General features: G+C 59.4%; 11 protein-coding genes. 1 reads left to right on the top strand and 10 read right to left on the bottom strand.

Going from position 1 to position 16,820, the window contains the following annotated elements; genetic code table 11:
- Positions 1–12: 12 nt before the first annotated feature.
- From TRIHO_RS07925 to TRIHO_RS07950, 6 genes are all read right to left on the bottom strand, one after another.
- A complete protein-coding gene (locus TRIHO_RS07925) occupies positions 13–1,785 on the bottom strand; it encodes a glycosyltransferase family 2 protein (RefSeq protein WP_068241813.1) in 1,773 nt (590 codons plus the stop codon).
- Positions 1,786–1,825: 40 nt separating this feature from the next.
- Positions 1,826–2,944: a hypothetical protein gene (locus TRIHO_RS07930; protein ID WP_068241814.1), complete on the bottom strand. Its 1,119-nt coding sequence runs from the start codon at positions 2,942–2,944 to the stop codon at positions 1,826–1,828.
- 52 nt (positions 2,945–2,996) lie between these two features.
- The gene (locus TRIHO_RS07935) at positions 2,997–4,127 is read right to left on the bottom strand and encodes a hypothetical protein (protein WP_068241816.1); all 1,131 of its coding nucleotides are present in this window, start codon (positions 4,125–4,127) and stop codon (positions 2,997–2,999) included.
- Complete coding sequence (locus TRIHO_RS07940) at positions 4,124–5,341, bottom strand: hypothetical protein (protein WP_068241818.1); 1,218 nt, start codon at positions 5,339–5,341, stop codon at positions 4,124–4,126. Before TRIHO_RS07940 ends, TRIHO_RS07935 begins: the two co-directional genes overlap by 4 nt.
- A gap of 224 nt (positions 5,342–5,565) precedes the next feature.
- Positions 5,566–6,906: a hypothetical protein gene (locus TRIHO_RS23680; protein ID WP_068241820.1), complete on the bottom strand. Its 1,341-nt coding sequence runs from the start codon at positions 6,904–6,906 to the stop codon at positions 5,566–5,568.
- Positions 6,907–6,953: 47 nt separating this feature from the next.
- Positions 6,954–8,024 (bottom strand): hypothetical protein, encoded by a 1,071-nt coding sequence (locus TRIHO_RS07950; protein WP_131811185.1) that lies wholly within the window; start codon positions 8,022–8,024, stop codon positions 6,954–6,956.
- A gap of 249 nt (positions 8,025–8,273) precedes the next feature.
- Here TRIHO_RS07950 and glf point away from each other — a divergent pair, with 249 nt between their 5' ends.
- Positions 8,274–9,446, top strand: a complete 1,173-nt coding sequence (gene glf / locus TRIHO_RS07955) for a UDP-galactopyranose mutase (RefSeq protein ID WP_068241823.1) — start codon at positions 8,274–8,276, stop codon at positions 9,444–9,446.
- A 33-nt stretch (positions 9,447–9,479) separates the two neighbouring features.
- Here the strand turns inward: glf and TRIHO_RS07960 are convergent, their stop codons facing one another.
- From TRIHO_RS07960 to TRIHO_RS23685, 4 genes are all read right to left on the bottom strand, one after another.
- Entirely contained in the window at positions 9,480–10,436 is a 957-nt protein-coding gene (locus TRIHO_RS07960; protein WP_068241825.1) for a GSCFA domain-containing protein, read from the bottom strand.
- A gap of 116 nt (positions 10,437–10,552) precedes the next feature.
- Positions 10,553–12,088, bottom strand: coding sequence for an FkbM family methyltransferase (locus TRIHO_RS07965; protein ID WP_068241826.1), 1,536 nt, complete (start codon positions 12,086–12,088; stop codon positions 10,553–10,555).
- A complete protein-coding gene (locus TRIHO_RS07970; protein ID WP_068241828.1) occupies positions 12,085–13,347 on the bottom strand; it encodes a capsular polysaccharide export protein, LipB/KpsS family in 1,263 nt (420 codons plus the stop codon). Before TRIHO_RS07970 ends, TRIHO_RS07965 begins: the two co-directional genes overlap by 4 nt.
- The gene (locus TRIHO_RS23685) at positions 13,347–16,817 is read right to left on the bottom strand and encodes a glycosyltransferase (protein WP_068241830.1); all 3,471 of its coding nucleotides are present in this window, start codon (positions 16,815–16,817) and stop codon (positions 13,347–13,349) included. The genes TRIHO_RS07970 and TRIHO_RS23685 overlap by 1 nt, the downstream gene beginning before the upstream one ends.
- Between the last annotated feature and the right edge of the window lie 3 nt (positions 16,818–16,820).

A 16,820-nucleotide genomic window follows, 5' to 3' on the forward strand; every position in this document is an offset into this window, starting at 1 on the left:
GCGGGCAGGGGGTCAGGCCTTGCCCAGGGTTTTCTGCCAGAAGCCTTTGGAGGTGCGGGTCTTGTACCCGTCGCGATATTTGCCCTTGATGGCGTTAAAATCGCGGCGGAAGGCCCAGGTCAGCTTGGCCATCTGCCAGATCAGGGCAAAGAAGCGGCGGCGCGAGCGGGTGACCGTATAGGCCTTGTCGCGGCTGGTGCTGAGATAGGTCACCTTGGCCGCGCCAAAGGCCTGGATCACCAGGGCACGGGTGTTGATGTCCACCACCAGCTCGGACTCGCCGCCATAGGGCAGCAGGTGGCCATTGAGGGTGAGCATGCCCCAGCGATGGCGTTTGTGATGCGGCCAGGTGGCCACGCCGCGCCGGGTTTCAGACAGCTCGGACTCCTCGACCGGATACCAGGCTTCATCCGCTGACATCTCTTTGATCCTGGCGCGTCGGGCGCTCATGTCGATGTTGTCTTCAAAGAACTGCGGCCCCTGCATCACGTCTTCCCAGGCCATCAGCTGCACTGCGGCGGTGGAGTAATGCAGCCGCAGCAGCGAGCGCAGGGTGAAATAGATCGCCACACGGGCGGTGCCAAGGGCGCTGCGCTCGATCTCGGGCACGGTCAGATGCTGCACCAGATGGTTGCGCAGGTCGAGATAGAGCGTCTGGGCGCTTTCTTTTTCGGTGAAGTCATCCTGGAAGGAGACCACCCCATTCAGCGTGTGGATGTGAAAATCATTGGCCAGCGAGAAGTTGATGTCATCGCCGCGCACAAAGAAGGGAAACGGATGGCGGCGGACCTGTTCGATCGGGAAGGCAAAGAACCACCAGCCGCCATATAGGGTTGATTTGCGGCTGCGCGCGCCCTCATGGGTCATCCAGATCACCGCGCCGGGGTCGCGCAGGTCGACCCCGTTGAACAGCGGGTGACAGGAGCCATCGAACCAGGCGCCGTTTTCCCACATCCGCCATTTATGGGTATTGGTGATCATTGCCCCCGACAGCGCCGTCTTGGGGTCGCGGGCCAGGGCCAGGAACATATAGGCGCGGGCGATATTTTCCATGTGGAAAGAGGCATCGTCATCCATGAACAGGCAATGGCTCGACCCGGCCTCCTCGGCCTCCAGCAGACCGCGGGCAAAGCCGCCCGCGCCCCCGAGGTTGGGGTTGTCAAAGGCGGTGACATGGCCTTTGGTCTCGATCTCGGCGCTCTGACCGTTGTCGACCACCTGCACCCGGATCTTGTTGCCATAGGCAAATGTGGTCAGGAAGGCCTGCAGCCGCTCGATGGTGCGGCGCACTTCTTCTTCGCGTTTGAAGGTGGTGATGGAGATTGTCAGCTCCGGCAGCGCCTCGGGCAGGCTGCGGGTGGCGAAACGCCCGCCGGTGATTTCGACCGCGTCATCCAGCGCCAGCAGGGTCAGATGCAGGGTGCCATCGGCATTCGCCTCTGGCAGGTGGCTGAGGTCGATCACAAACGGGGTGCCCGCCGACAGGGTGATCACATCGCTGTGGATCACGTTCCAGGACCGTCCCTCCTGGGCGTGAAAGACACGCAACCCCAGTTTCCCCTGGCCCGAGATTTCTGCAAACAGCCCGTCGAGCTGACATTGCCGCCCCCAGGTGCCCAGATCGAAGAGGTTGAAATACGTGTCGAAGTTCAGCTCGCCGCCGCGGGCCAGATGATAGCTCTGGCTGGTCTGATCGTAGGCGGCAGGACCAAACAGGCGGCCATAAAGCGCCTGTTCGGTGCAGATCTCGGGATCCGGGGTGAGGAAGGACTGAAGGGTGATCATGGACGGTGGATCCTCGAATTCGGGTGGGGGGCAGGCCGGTTCAGAAGCTCTTCTTCAGGCCGCGGATATAGGTTGTCAGCTCGTCGCGCAGGGCGGCTTTCATCCCGTCCCGGGGCAGGCTGTCCGGGTCCAGCGCATCCAGAAGTTGGCGTGACGCCTCCTGGGCCGGGACCGGTCTGGCTTCGGTCATCTGATCGAGATCCGGGAAAAAGGCCGCCCGTTTGGTCAGTTTGCGCAGGTAGTCCTCGCTGGGCTGGAAATCCTGACGCATCTGGGCGCGCTGTGGCGCCCCGAACAGTTCGACCTCGCCATTGGCCACCGGCGACAGGGCCTTGCCCCTGGCCTGCAGAAACCGCGACAGCTGATGCCGGGCGGGGCCGGGCAGGTCGGTGATGGCGCGTTCCATCAGGGCAAAGGCCGCAAGCGGCAGGCTGGCATTGGCCCGCCCCGGTGCGGTCATGCCGTCGGGCAGGGTGAGACCGGTTTCGGCCACGAAATCCTCGGCCGAGCCGCCGACCGTCAGAATATCGGCATAGTTGCGGATCGACAGGCGGGCCTTGGGCACCCGTTTGACCCACTCTTCGACCACCATGCGGTAGTTGAAATGGATCGTGTCGTAATATTGCTGGGCGCCATCGCCATCGAGAGACCGGGCCAGCTCGCCCACCTTCAGGCGTTGCCCATGCCAGGAGGTGAGGTAATCATCCGGACGGCGCAGGGCGCAGTAGACCTGAAACTCCGCGTCCTTGAAGGTTGCGCACAGCCGGTCGATCTGCTCGGCCGCCACCTGACCAAAGTTGGAAAAAGCCTCGGAACACAGGATCACCGTATGGGGCGCAAGCGTGTCCACCTGTTGGCGCAGGCTGCGCAGCATCTGCGGCGTGCCGGGCAGGCCGGAGAACTGTTTCGGCATCTTGCGCTTGGCGGCATCGGCGATCATCCGGTAGGCCAGCGCCGAATGAGGCTCACGCACGACCACATGTTTGGAGGCGTCATTGCCGTGGCCCAGGGTCTCGGCCAGATTGGCGGCAAAGCCCTGCCCCTCGACCGCCGGGTAAAGAATGCCCGCTTTCGCCAGGGGCAACCAGTTCTGCGCCAGATAGGCCTGCAGGGCCGTGGAGCCGACCTTATGGTGGCCGATATAGAGTATGACTTTCATGGGATGTCCTGGTGGCGACAAAAAGAGCGGGCGAGAGGCTGATAGGCGGAGATCATCTCCATGACAAGGCGCGGCGCCAGAGCGGCTGGGGGGCAGGAGCGGGGCCAAAACTGCGCAGAAACGCCCGCAAGGCCGCTGATTGGGGCGGGGTGGCGTGCAGCGTGGTCAGGCTCTGTTGCAGCGCCTCGGCCTCCGGCAGGGGGTGGGGCTGTCGCATTGTGTCCAGATCAGGGAAGAATGCGTCGTCTTTGGTGAATTGTGACAGGTATTGGTGAACCGGTGCAAAGGCCTCTGTCAGCTCCTGGCGCAGCTCTGTGCCAAACAGTTCGACCTCTTGATTGGGCCGCAGCGTCTGGGCCGCCGCCAGGAGATACTTGCGCAGCTCCAGCTGATCGGGCCGGGCCAGCTCCTGATTGCCGCGGCGCATGATCTCATAGGCGGCATAGGGCAGGCTGGGATTGGTGCGGTCGGGCTGTTGCAGCCCCGACGGCAGGGCAAGACCGACGCACTGGGTGAAATCCTCGACCGAGCCGCCGCTCGTCAGCACATCGGCATAATTGCGCACATGGATACGGGCCTCGGGAAACCGGGCGATCCAGGGGGCCAGCATTGCCGCGTAATCGAAGTGGATGCCATTGCGATAGGCCAGCGCGCCGCCGTCGTTCAGCGCCTTGACCTTGTGGCCGAATTTCAGCCGCTGCCCGTGCCAGGAGGCGAGGTATTGATCGGGGCGGCGCAGGGCGCAGTAGATCTCGAACTCCGCCTTTGGGAACAGCCCCTTGAGGCGGTCGATCAGCTTTGGCTCCTGGAGGCCGAAGTTCGCCATCACCTCCGAGCAGATCACCACCGTCTGCGGCGCCATCCTGCTGACCTGCTGGCGCAGGGTTTTCAGCATCTGGGGCAGGGACGGCAGGTTGCGGTGATAGGGCGGCATCGATTTCTTGTTGGTCGATGTCAGCATTCGGAAGGCCAGCGCATTATGCGGTTCGCGCACATTGACCGGCGGCAGCCCGGTGCTGTCCTGCCCGGCCAGACCCCGCTGCAGATGATCGGAAAAGCCTTCGGCGTCGACACAAGGATAGAGAATACCGGCTTGCGCCAGCGCCAGCCAGTTCTGAGAGAAAAACGCCTGCAGGGAGGTGGAGCCGACCTTGTGGTGGCCAATATAGAGGAGGATCTTCATGACGGGGAAGTCTGTGAGGCCTTCTTGCGGAGGGATTTTCCGACCTTTGTGATTGCCCGTTTGACCTTCCCTTTTTTGGCGGTCTTCCGGGGCTTTTCGCTCACGCCTTCGACAACCTGAGCGCGGCGGTCTCGGAAAAAGGCGCCCCATTGGGCCTCCTTGTTTCCCAACAGGGCACAGATGCTCTTGGCCTGTATCGAGAGCGCCCGCAGTTCCTGGTTCGAAAAATGCTGCGCGGGGTTGCAGGATTGCGCCTTGGGCAGGGCCTGCTCCACGGCCTGATCCAGCGCCTGTTCAAAGCGGCCCTCTGCGCCAAAGAATTCAGCGTCGATCAGGCGGGCATCGTCCAGATAAGAGGTCCGGATGTCTGTGGCCAAGGATTTGTGAAGCTGCAGCTTTTCGGAGGTGGGGCGGGGATCGACCTGTGCGACATTGGCCGCCAGTTCCCAGCCGATGCCGAGGCGGGCGCCCTTCTCAAGGGATTGAAAATGCGATTGCATATATTTGACCATCATCAGGTCATGCAGATCGAGAGAGGTATTGTTTGCCGAGACAGGCTGGGTGCTCCAGTCCTCGCCGGCAAAGGCGGTGGCGGCAAAGTCATCAATCACCGATCGGTTGACCAGCAGATCGCGCACCATTGGCCGGACGATGAAGCTGTCGCCGAACAAGTGCCGCCACTTTTGCAGTCGAGGCGCGTAGTGAAACCGGTTCGTGTCGAGTGTCTTTTTGTAATAGCCTTGCAGGTTGCCCTGAAACCAGCCGATTTTGACCTGCTCGGCAAAGGTGGAGAGGATCCGGCTCGGGTGCGGGCGCACATAGGCAATGATGCGCAGATCGTCGACCAGCGGTGCAAAGCGGGTCATGACCATCTTGTGGAAAGCGTTCTGATTGCACCCTTCGAAGGATTCGCCGGACAGAACGATATAGCGCGCATCCGAGGCTTCGATCTGCTCTGCGATTTCTGTCAGGGACGGCATCCCGGGGCGCCCGCGCTGATCTTTTCCATGTTTGGAAAAATGGATCAGGTGTTTGCTCAGGTAGTTGTGATTAAGCCGCCCCGGATAGAGGATCTTTTGTCCGGCCAAAGTAATCAGCCCGTTGGACAGGGCGTTCTGGATCGAGGTGCTGCCGGTCTTGTGATCACCGATGTGAAAAATCAGCGTCTTACGCTGGGAGGCAGCGCCGCGCTTCTTGCCGGAGGAGGTGAACATCGTCGCGACGATCCCATGTCTTATGTCAATTCGCACCTGATGTATGGGAAATGGCCAGTCTGGTGCAAGGGGTCCGTGGCTGATGGCAAAGTTTCCCGAAGGCAGTCGGGAAGTGCGTCGGGAAGGTCACATTAATTCAACTTTTGGGAGGTGTCTGGCGGGCTGGCGTACACCTCTCGGGTTTGTTCTTGCCGGGAGGGGACGCGCGGGAGGCGCTCATCCGCCTATCGAGCCTTGTTTGGCCCTGTTTTTCGGGGCTGTTTTCCTGGTTTTCCTGGTTTTCCTGGTTTTCCTGGTTTTCCTGGTTTTCCTGGTTTTCCCGGTGCCCGCTTCTTTTGTGCCCGTTCTCCCTGTGCCCCTTTGGGGGATTTTGCCTTCGGTTCCTGCTGCGGGCGCCCCTTGGAGGGCTTGCGGCGGTCGCCTGCGGTGGGCGCGGCTTTGGGGCCCGGTTTTCGAGGGGTGCCTTTGTCTGCGGATTTCGGCGCGCCCGGCAGAGTCGGCTGGCGCAGGCGGCGCGGCCAATTGGGGGCCTTAGTGTCCAGAAGACTGGCGACCATCTCCGACAGCAGCGCCAGGCTGCGCAGTTCGGTTGCGTCAAAATGGTCTCGCGGATCGGTGGACAGTGGCTCTGCGGGGGCCTCATCGATGGCTTGTTGCAGCGCCGCCTGCATTAGGGGGCGCCCCTTGAAGAACTGCGCATCCAGAGCTGCGGCATCGCCATGATACCGGTCACGCACCGCCTCGGCCAAAGACCGGGACAGCCGCAGTGGAGTGCGGCTGGGCGGCGGCGGCAACAGGGCGATCTGATGTGTGAAAGCCACCCCCAGGGCCTTGCGCAGCGGTTTTGGGCGACCTGCCTGATGGGCGTGCAAAACCTTCAACCGCATCAGGTCTTCCAGGCACAGATCGCTTTCAATCGTTGGAAGGGAGCCCCTCCCATCGGGGGTCTTGCCAAAGGCTGTTTGGGAAAAATCATCAATGATAGAGCCGTTTTTCAGCTCTGTGGGCAGGAAAGGGCGCAACCGGAAGGCCGCTCCGAATTCCGCCTGCCAAGCGCGGAGCCGGGGCAGGTAATCCAGCTGGGGTTTCGGGTCCACCTGGGTGAAATAGGCCTCCAGCGTGTCGTCGAACCGTCCCTGGACCACCTGCTCTGTATAGGCGCTGGCAAGACGCGCGGCATGCGGCTGGATATAGCAGATCAGCCGGGTGCGCGCGGCAAGGGGCGCCGAGGCGGCAGGTATGCGCGCCAGCAGCTGAGACAGGGTCGCAGGTGAGGAGGTCCCCAATTGCTCGGCCGAGAGCAGCGTGTAGCGGGCCGAACTGCCAGAAACACGCTTGGCGATGGCGCGGGCCTTTTGCGGGTTGGCGAGTCCGTTGTGATCAATCTGATCGGGATAAAAGACCTTGTGCCCGCCGATCCTGACGCCTGCGGCAAAGCCGGCCTGGAGGGAGGCTGCCCCGGCTCCCGGATCGCCGATATGCAGAGCCAGCAACTCGGGGTGGGCACGTCGCAGGCGGCGCAGAACCGGGGCCGCAAGGGCGCGAAGAGAGCGGGAAAAGAGCATGACAGTCTCGTCAGGAAAGAGGATCAGGAGGAAAAGCGGGCAGGGCGTCAGAGGGCGAGGGCGTCGACCCGTTTCTTCTTCAGGGTGGTCTGCCAGTTGGAGGGGCTGTTTTGCAGTATCGCGGCGGCCAGATTTGCCAGCGCCGTGAGGCTGCGGATTTCGGCGGCATCGAAATAATCTTCAGGAGCGACGGATTGCGCCTTGGGGATCGCCTTGTCGACAGCAAGGTCCAGCTCTGGACGCAGGGTCGCTACCCCGTCAAAAAACGCCAGATCCATGGCGCTGGCATCGGCGGCATATGTGTCGCGGATTTCTTCGGCGAGGGCGCGATGCAGGGCCAGTTTCGGTTGCGGTGTCGGATCCGGCTGCAGGCCGGCCAGACGCATGAATTCCCAACCCAGGGTGTGGCGTTCTTTTTGGGTCAGGTGGCCTTGGCAGGACTGAAACAGCTTGAGCCGCATCAGATCCCGCAGCGGCAAGGAGGAATTCGCGGCCGGCAGCGGTTTCAGGCGATAATCTGTGCTGTCGAGCATGTGGGTGATGAAATCATCCAGAACCGATTTCTGTACCAGCCGATCACGGATCATCGGTCGCAGGCGGAAGGCGGAGCCAAAGGTCTCGCGCCAGCGGTTGAACCGCGGCAGGTACAGCAGCCGTTCCTGTTTGAACGTGAGGCGGTGAAAATCCTCCAACGTGCTGCTGAAACGGCCGGATTTGATCTGCGTTGCAAAGCTTGAAAGAACCCGCGGCGCATGTGGGCGCACATAGGCGGCAATGCGCAGCTCATCAATTACCGGAGCAAAGAACCGATCAATCATACTTTTGACCCGTTGCGGGTCTGCCCCGTCGAGCGTTTCTGCCGACAGCAGCAACGTATCGGCCGGGCTGGCGGCAAAACTGTCGGCGGTGCGCTTCAACCAGGCCTCAGCCTGTTTTCGTGCGGGGCCGCGTTGGGACAGGGCATCGACTTGGGCGCGCAGACTGTTGTGGCTCAGCGTTCCGGGATAGCGGATCTGGCGTCCGGCCAGGTTTGCCCGTTTCCCGGCAAAGGCGTATTGGATCGTCGTCGATCCGGTCTTGTGATCACCGATATGCAGGACAAGCGTTTTGGGGGGCATGGGAAATCCGAAGTGGCCAAAGGATGCCGCCCGCGCGGCGCAGCTCTTCATAAGAGGCAATGCGGGGGCGGGCAATTGTGCAGAACCGGGGCCCTCGTGGCGGGCTGCGGCCTGTTGCTCTGGGGTCGCAGCCCGCCTGCGGCCCGCGGATGGGCTCGTTCCAGAAGGCTTCCTCTCTTGCACCTCTGACCCCATCACGGCTAAGCCCTTTTGCAAAGCAAGGCATATGGACGACACGGGGACTGAACAATGGCATCTCAAAAACTTCTGATGGTGGGCGCGGGCCTGTCGGGCGCGGTGATCGGGCGGCATCTGGCCGAGGCCGGCCACGAGATCACCATCCTGGATGCCCGCGCTCATATCGGCGGCAATTGCCACACCGAGCGCGACGCGGAAACCGGTGTCAACGTGCATGTCTACGGGCCGCATATCTTTCACACCGATGACGAGGAAGTCTGGGACTACGTCAACCGGTTTGAACCCTTCATGCCCTACAAGAACCGGGTGAAAACCACGAGCCTGGACCCCGAAGGCAAGCGCGGCGTCTTTTCGCTGCCGATCAACCTGCACACCATCAACCAGTTCTTTGGCAAAACCATGCGCCCGGAAGAGGCGCATGACTTTATCACACAGGAACAGGCCGATACCTCGATCGAGGATCCGCAGACCTTTGAAGAACAGGCGATGCGTTTTGTGGGCCGCGACCTCTACGAGGCCTTTTTCAAGGGCTACACCATCAAGCAATGGGGCATGCACCCCTCCGGTCTGCCGGCCTCGATCCTGAAGCGCCTGCCGGTGCGGTTCAACTATGACGACAACTATTTCTTCCACAAGTTCCAGGGCATGCCGGAGAACGGCTATACCGCGATGATCGAGAAAATCCTCGACCATCCGGGCATAACGGTCAAGTTAGAGACTGTTTTCACCCGCGATATGGCGGAGGGGTTTGACCATGTGTTCTACTCCGGGCCGCTGGATGGCTATTTCGACTACGAGCTGGGCCGTCTGGGATACCGGACGCTGGATTTCGAACGTTTCACCCATGAGGGCGACTATCAGGGCTGCGCGGTGATGAACTACGGCGAAGAGAACGTCCCCTATACGCGCATCACCGAGCACAAGCATTTTTCCCCCTGGGAGAGCCACGAGGGGTCGGTCTGCTACCGCGAGTTTTCCCGCGCGGCAGAGCCGGAAGACATCCCCTACTACCCGATCCGCCAGGTGAAGGAAAAAGCGCTGCTGAACGATTACGTGGCACTGGCCGAAGCCGCGCAGGGCGTGACATTCGTGGGCCGTCTGGGCACCTATCGCTATCTCGATATGGATGTGACCATCCGCGAGGCGCTGGACACCGCGCGCGGCTTCGAGGCGAAAGTGGCGCAGGGCGAACCCGTGCCTGCGTTTTTTGTCGCGCCGGTGTGAGGGGAGGCTGGCCTTTGGGGCCAGCCTTTTCGTTCAGTTCATGTAGTTTGCAACAAAAGTTGAAATCACATGCCGCACCATATCTGTCTGCACATGGCGGATATCGTGCCTCCAAGCTTTTTCTTGAGGAGTGTTGGTCACTAGCTCATAGCTTGGGAAATAATCCACAAAATCGTACTGCTTCTCGACCTCTTGAGCGACAGTGCGCAGAGTCGACTTGGAATAGCTGTTGGCGACGATGATATCCTGATCCGTAAAGGTACGGTTCAAAGGTACGGGAGAGACCGTGAGGATGATTTTCACATCTTTATTGCTCTTCTCGCGGATGAGATTGATCAGCGTATGAACTGATTTCAGATTTTCAGCGTAGTCCGTATTTTCGAATCGGAAGCGGTTCCCTTCGCGGGCAAATTTCCAGTGAATAGGAGCAACGTTCATGGGGACCTGTAGTTCATCATCCCACCACACTTCTGTCAGGCCTAAGGTGATGAAGACCACATCCGCATCCTGGATACGTTTGACACTTGTGCGGACAGTATCCTGAACCGCGACGGCGTCGGTGTATTCAAGAGTGCGCAAGCGGTGCAGCTGTGGGTTGAAGAACTGGCCTGGTGTGGCTTCGATCAGCCCTTTTCCGGGCAATTCTACGTCGTTCAGGCACTGGTTCAATTCCACTAACATGGAGTGAGTGGTGAACTTCGTCATGATCGAGGAGTTATCGCCCTTGAGCTGTTCATCGCAGGCGGCGGGCAGGTCGTTGATCTGAGAGAGAACTTGTCTGCCTTCGCGCAAGAAAGCTTTTTCTATTTCTCGGGCAAAACAAGAGCCGATCATATAAAAGCTCATGTCGTTGGACAATTGGAACTTCGCTGTGTGGCTAATTTCCAGATAATCGTTCGATGTCAATCTAGTTGCGGCATCGTGAGCTGCATGGCCTTCAGTTTCATACTTTTTGTCAAGGCCTCGCGCCCATGTGTTCATTTTTCGCATGCTGTCGTCCTGATTCTTTTGAGCTGTCGGTATAGGTTCGCGTATGGTGTCTCGTGCGTTTTACCGTATTTCACCTTGCTTGTAGATTGAGGTGAGATCCGCACGATTCTGGGCGTTTAGGTTCTGCGCGCCCAGAGGTTCAAAGAACCGCGCCAGACGGTCCCTGAGGCCATCAGGGGATGGGGCGGGGATGCATTCCCGGCACGCGTGATCATGTGGTCGAAACCGTTGCGATCAAGTATCTCGAGAAGGTGCGTCAGGTTCGATTTTGGCAACCCCGGGCCGAAATGTAGCTCGATGAACATATTTCGAATATTGTCCATACGCCCATCTAGGGCCTCGATGATCTTGTATTCGACGCCTTCGACATCCAGCTTCAGGAAATCTACGGTCCGGTTTGCTATGCGATCAGCCAGGTTGACCTGTTGCACCATTACAGACTGTATTTCATGATTTTGCGGGTCGAGCCGGGGGAGAAGGCTGGAGCCCATGGGCATGCTGGAGGCAGCGTAGAACTCTACAACATCCTCTTGGATCCCGACGGCGGCCTCGCACAGGGTCACGGTGTTCATACCGATCCTGTCGATATTCTCGCGCAGAATAGCTGCGTTTGCAGGGTTCGGTTCAAAGGTCAAAATCTCTGCTGTCGGATGGCGACGATTGAAGAGGTAGGACGCAACCCCATAACAGCCGCCGGCATCAATAATGAACGGGGCCTTGCTGTCCGTTTCGAAGTTGTACTGAACGTTGCAGAGGATTTCTTCGAGCTGCACTGTCAGATCATAGAGCTGTCCAAATCTGAAGCGGCCACCTTTCAACGCAATTTCAGACTTGCCCGATAGCAAGTCTTTCATAAATCGAACTTTTTGTCGGACGTCAGGACCATCTTCGTGTGGCCAGTGTGCCGCTGCAAGATGATCGCCACGCTCGACAAGTTCCGGGGCCAGGTGTCGGCGCAATTTCTGCCAGTAGACACCAACGCTGAAAGGAATAGTCTTCGTTTCCTTGCGGGGGGCAGAAGAAGGCTGCATCTTTTGTGCTTTCTGAAGGTGTTGGGGGGCTGCAGCGGTTTCAGGGGCGATGGGAAAAGGTTGCTCTACCGGGTTGATATTGGCGGCGCTATAGCGCCAGTCAATATTCCGACGCAGCACTTTTGCAGGGGTCCCGGCAACCAGACAATTTTCAGGAATCGTGTTGTTGACCAGTGATTTTGCCCCGACCACGGAGCCGCTGCCGATGTTGCTGCCCTTGAGAACCAGAACGTCCTCGGCAATCCACACATGATCGCCGATCATGATGTCGGCGGCTGGATTGATCATCTCTCCGCTTTCACGGTCGATAATGTGATGATTGTCGCTGGTGCGTAGCTTGACGCTGGCAAAGAGGCAATGTTCGCCCACTGTGATGCTGCGACCTCGTCCGGACAGATTGGCCCAGAACGAAGATCGGCATAGTGTGCCGCGCCCGATCTTCACATGTGTGTTGTCGGAAAGAAAATAGAGATGCAAGGCTCGAAAATGGCAGCCCTCTGCGATTTCCAGACTACAGTTGCGCGCCTTGAAGATGATCTCGGATTTGTCGACGGTCACACTGGGGTGCACATCGAGTGCACAGTCAGCGGGAATCTGGGTGAGGGTTTCGATCAGTTTCATGCGTGCTGGTTCTTTTGTCCCTGAATGGCTGCGAGAACTGTGCTGGCAACGTCAGAAAGATCATAACGGAACATACCTGGCTGGTCATAATCCGGTGCGATGACGTAGTATTTCATCAGCCGGGCAACGTGGTCGCGCAGCATATCAGGCCGCGTTTCCTTGCCTTTGTCGGCAAGGGCGGTCTGAATCGCGCGCTCCAGCTCGGCGCGATAGGGGGCTTCCTCGACCAGGCCCGACCCGGTGAGCTGCATGCGCCCCATCAGGACCACGGGCGTGTCATGTATCAACGCCATGTAGGCGCTTTGTGACACGATGGTGACGAGCGCATCTGCCTGGTCCAGCAGGTCAATCAGGTCGACCCGCTTGTCGATGACAGTGAGGCAATCTGAATAGTGCTCTAACCCTGGACTGGCGTGCTTGATTGATGGATGCGCCTTATAGAGGATGTGCCAGTCGTTCTTGCGAGCCAAAGGCAGCAAAGCTTCCAGGCCGATTTCGGTACTGACGAAATCGCCGGTGTGCTTCAGGGTCCTGCGCTTGGTGAATGGTTGCAATCCGGTCTTGAAGTCGTTGACCCCGGCATAGATGAGCTTGGGGCGCTGATCCTCTGATAGGGCTGCTGCCTGTCCGACCTCATGCAGGCTCAGGCCCTGGCCTTTGCGGTTCGTCCGGGCAGTGATGGTCTGCCGGAGATAGGACGCGGCATGCTCCCGGTCGGACTGTGTGATTGGCAAGGCCTTGAAGACATCTGGTTGCTGCGCAATCCAGCTTTCCGCCATCTGTCCCTTGAATTCAAAACACCAGGAGCCGGGCAGAACGCCGTTTTCGCCAAACATCACCGGTACGCCCGTGCGCTGGCACCAGTCAGCAATGGCATAGTGATATGCGTTGAATTGATGCCATAGAATGACCAGATCCGGGGCGAAACGTTCCAGCTCCTGTTCGATGTATTCCCGATACATGTAGAGGGACGTATAGCAATCCCGGGCTGATTTCTTGGGATGGTCGTATTGGTAGGTCGCCGCTTGGATACGCAGTTCTCGGTTCGTTAACGTGATGTCGGGATGTTGCGTGACCCCAATGCCCCTCATGGAGCGTTCGATCAAGTTTGGCAGCACCAGATTGCGGGCAACTGTATCCAAGGGGTGACGGCTGGTCCGGCACACATCCGCTCCCCCGGCCTTGAGATCCCGCAAAATGGTCTCGATGCGGTCGATCCGGACCGGATCTTCGCCATAGTCGCTGTAGAAGATACGCATCAGACCTGGGCTCCGCTGTCGCCTCGTCGGGCTTGAAGCTTTTCGCGCATTTCAGATGCGAGTCGCTCGTACCGGGTCAGGAGAGTGGACAAATCCCGCTTGCTCATCACGCCCTCGGGGAAGTCGGACTCGTGGCATTCGTCGAGATAGATCTTCCGTGCCACTTCGAAGCGCTCCGTCGAGAAAGACGAGGCGGCCGTTGGCGCCGGCGTGTGGGTGAAGATCTCTTTCAGGGTGCGGCTGAAGGTCTCCAGGTTGGCAGTCTGTAGCACCTGAGGGGTGCGACAGCGAACCCGTGCCTCTTGTGGCTGCTGCAGAACTTCTGAAATCTTGGCGCGCAGTGCAGCTTCGTCGCCCCAAGGGACGAAATGGGCATGATCTGCGTTGAATTCCTGCAGGACCGGGAGATCATATGCAATGCAGGGAGTCCCCATGTACCCTGCTTCCACTGGCGGATAGCCGAAGCCTTCGAACAAGGAGGGGAAAATCATCAACTCGGACTTGGCGATCTCTTCGTATTTTTCCCGGTCCGAAATCATGTACAGCAGCTTGAGCGACAGGCCGAGGTCGTCCAGCTTGTTTCTGAACGTGGTCAGCGTCTCGTCGTCCGGCAGGTCAGAGGTCCCCGCGATCAGCGCCAGCGTGTAGCCTTTCATCTCCGGGGTGATGCAGTCGAAGATGGCGTTGATGTTCTTGTGGGCACTGACATTCCCGAACCGGCTGATCAGGATGATCTGCTTTTCGCGGGGCATGTTCTGCTGTTTCACCAGATCTGCGATCGGGCTGTTGATCGCGGGCGGTGCCACGGCAAAGGTCGGTGTGTGAAACAGCGTCTTGTAAAAGCGTTCTGCAAAGGGAACGGCGGTTTCGGCTGAGGACAGGATGATGTCGGAAAAGCAAGTGGCCGCGAACCAATTGTCGACATCGCTCAGCTTCTTGGGGGCCGGAGACAGGGCGTTGAACCAGTTCAGGCTCTCGAAGTTGAGGAAGGCTGTCTTGGCGTTGCAGGATTTTGCCTTTTCAAAGACACGGTAGTACATGCCCGGATTGCGGGAGCCGTCCGGCAGAACGATCACATAGTCGAAATCCCCAGCCGGGGGCTGCAGGAAGTCGTTGATCTCGTAATGGACCTTGTGATGATGGGGGCTAAAGGACAGATCCCCGGACCACGGTGGCATATTGTTCGTCCAGACAACGACGTCGTCGCAAAACTCGGCCATGGCCTCCGCCAGCATGGTGCCGTGATACCGCCCGCCCGAGAAATGCCGCCGGTTCATTTGCATCACAATGAGCGCACGGGTTTTGCCGGGTTGGTCGGCGAGGCGCGGGGCCTGCAGCTGGCCACCGGGGATGCGTAGCTTGCGTCGGCCATCAACATCGGATGGTTCGAAACACCGGTCCGGCGCCGGGCGTGCGTGAACCGGTGGCGTGAAGGAAGGGGCGAGGGCAAAGAAGGACTTTCCCAAGGCTTCTCCCGCCAAGAAGCTTTCCTGCACAGACGCGAGGTATCGGGATTCCGTTGCCTGGGCGCGGTTCATCGTAAATGTGGGATGCGCCAGATGACCGCTGTCCACCAGATCATGGTATTGAGCGGCCTTGGAATGGGCCCAGAAATCTTCGTTGTTGGCGGGATTGGGATCCCGCCCGTCCAGGCCGAGCATGTAAACGGTATCGCTGAAACTGGCAGCGATCGGCAGCATGTGGATATTCAGGGTGCTGTCGAACCGCGGCAGGGACCAGATCTTTTCCAGATCGCAGTTGAGACCGCTGAACCGTTGTTCACACAGGATCACCCGGTCGCGAATTTCCGGATGATTTTGCACCAGCAGAAACCCGATGGCCGCTGAGGTGAAAAGATAGATGTCGCGCTCCGTCAGCGCCTTGATCAGATCCGTGCGGAACGTCTCGGCGTATTGCGAGACGCCAAAATGGCTCACCGCATCTCCGGCGCAGATAAAGGTGGGGCGAATGTGGTCCAGAAGAGCGGCGTTCGCCACCACGGAATTGCAGGCGACGGTCATGCAGGTGCTGAAATCGAATTCGAAAGCCGTGTCGATCGAGGGACCCGTTCCAAAGACAGCGCTGCAAGTCTTGCCGGCGTCGCGTTGTGCCTGCAGGGCTGCCCGGAACCGGTCCTGGCTTTCTTGCAGGCGCTTTTGTTTTTCTGCTTCAGGCAGGAGCAGCCACGGCCCCTTGCAGTAGTTGCCGTATTCGACGGACGCAGGATCATTCGTTGCAACGGTGATGATATTGGGAGCCTTGCCCAGGATCTTGGAGAGATAGCGTTGCAAGCCCTTTGACAGCGGACGCCAGACGAGGATGGTCTTGGCGCGAAGCAATGCGTCGATATAGGCGCCGTCGGGCGCAATGATGTCCAATGTCCCGGCGTCCAGGCTGCGGCTGGCGAAATGATCCGGTGGCGGTGCGATGTTGCTATGCGCGTCGGGGGCGGCAAACGTCACGCGGGAGATCGGCGAGTCGGGCCCGGTCAGATACCAGCTTGCGCGATGGTAGTGATTGGACAGGTCGGCCGCATCCTCGAACGCAGGGAAATAGCAGACCTCATCCTCAGCTTTCGCCGGTCTGGGGTGGTCGGCCAGCCCCTTCTTCAGGGCGATCAGGCTGGCCAGGTCCAGTGCCTCTTCGGCAGGGATAAGGTTCTGGCGTACTGATGGGGTGGTGGCGGTGATGCGGCGTGGCGCATCTTTCAAGGTGGAGACTGCAATCTCTGCGCGCAGGGCCGGATTGCCAGTTTCAGAAATCTGGAGTTCCTGACGATCCTGCAGGCCCGATACCAGAATGTTCAGCCTTACAGGCTGAATGCCTTTGGAGTTCGCAGGCGCAACCCGACTTTGAACCGGGCCGAGGGGTATCCCTTCGGTCGTGGTCACATCGAAAGCCAGGGTCTCCCGGTCGGAGACAATGTCCAGGTCGATGATGCAGAGGCTGCGCAAGGGGCTATAAGAGCAGTTCTTGATCTTGAGACTTTCCCCCACGAAAGGCGACGACGCTGGGGGAATGACGATGTCCTTGTTGAAGATCCGCATCCGGTCTTCAGAAACGTAAGAGATCCTTGCAACGGCCTTTTCAGGCAGGGCCTCGACGGGAAGCTTTACCTGCCAGCCGCTCGTCTTGTTGCCGTATTGGGGCATCTTCTGGAAGACATCCATGCGCTCTTGGGTTGCAGGCGTGACCTCGCAGATGAGATCGGTGCCGACCACTTCGAGGAGCAGATCGAATTTTGCCTCGGGGGTGAGGCACCAGCCGTTGACGCGCAATTCTCCCGCTTCCGTGTCAAACTGAGCCTTGGAGATGCGGATTTCGGTCGCGAGATCGTCAAAGAAGTCTTCTGTGGCGGTCTCCCCTGTCTGCGAAAGGGACAGGACCTGGTCGTAGCCAGGCGGCGGGGCGCCTGGCTCTGAACCGGGATCCGTGGGGGGGGTGTCACTGGGCTTGCGTTTGAAGATCATAAT

The sequence above is a fragment of the Tritonibacter horizontis genome, assembly GCF_001518015.1.
Lineage (GTDB): Bacteria > Pseudomonadota > Alphaproteobacteria > Rhodobacterales > Rhodobacteraceae > Epibacterium > Epibacterium horizontis.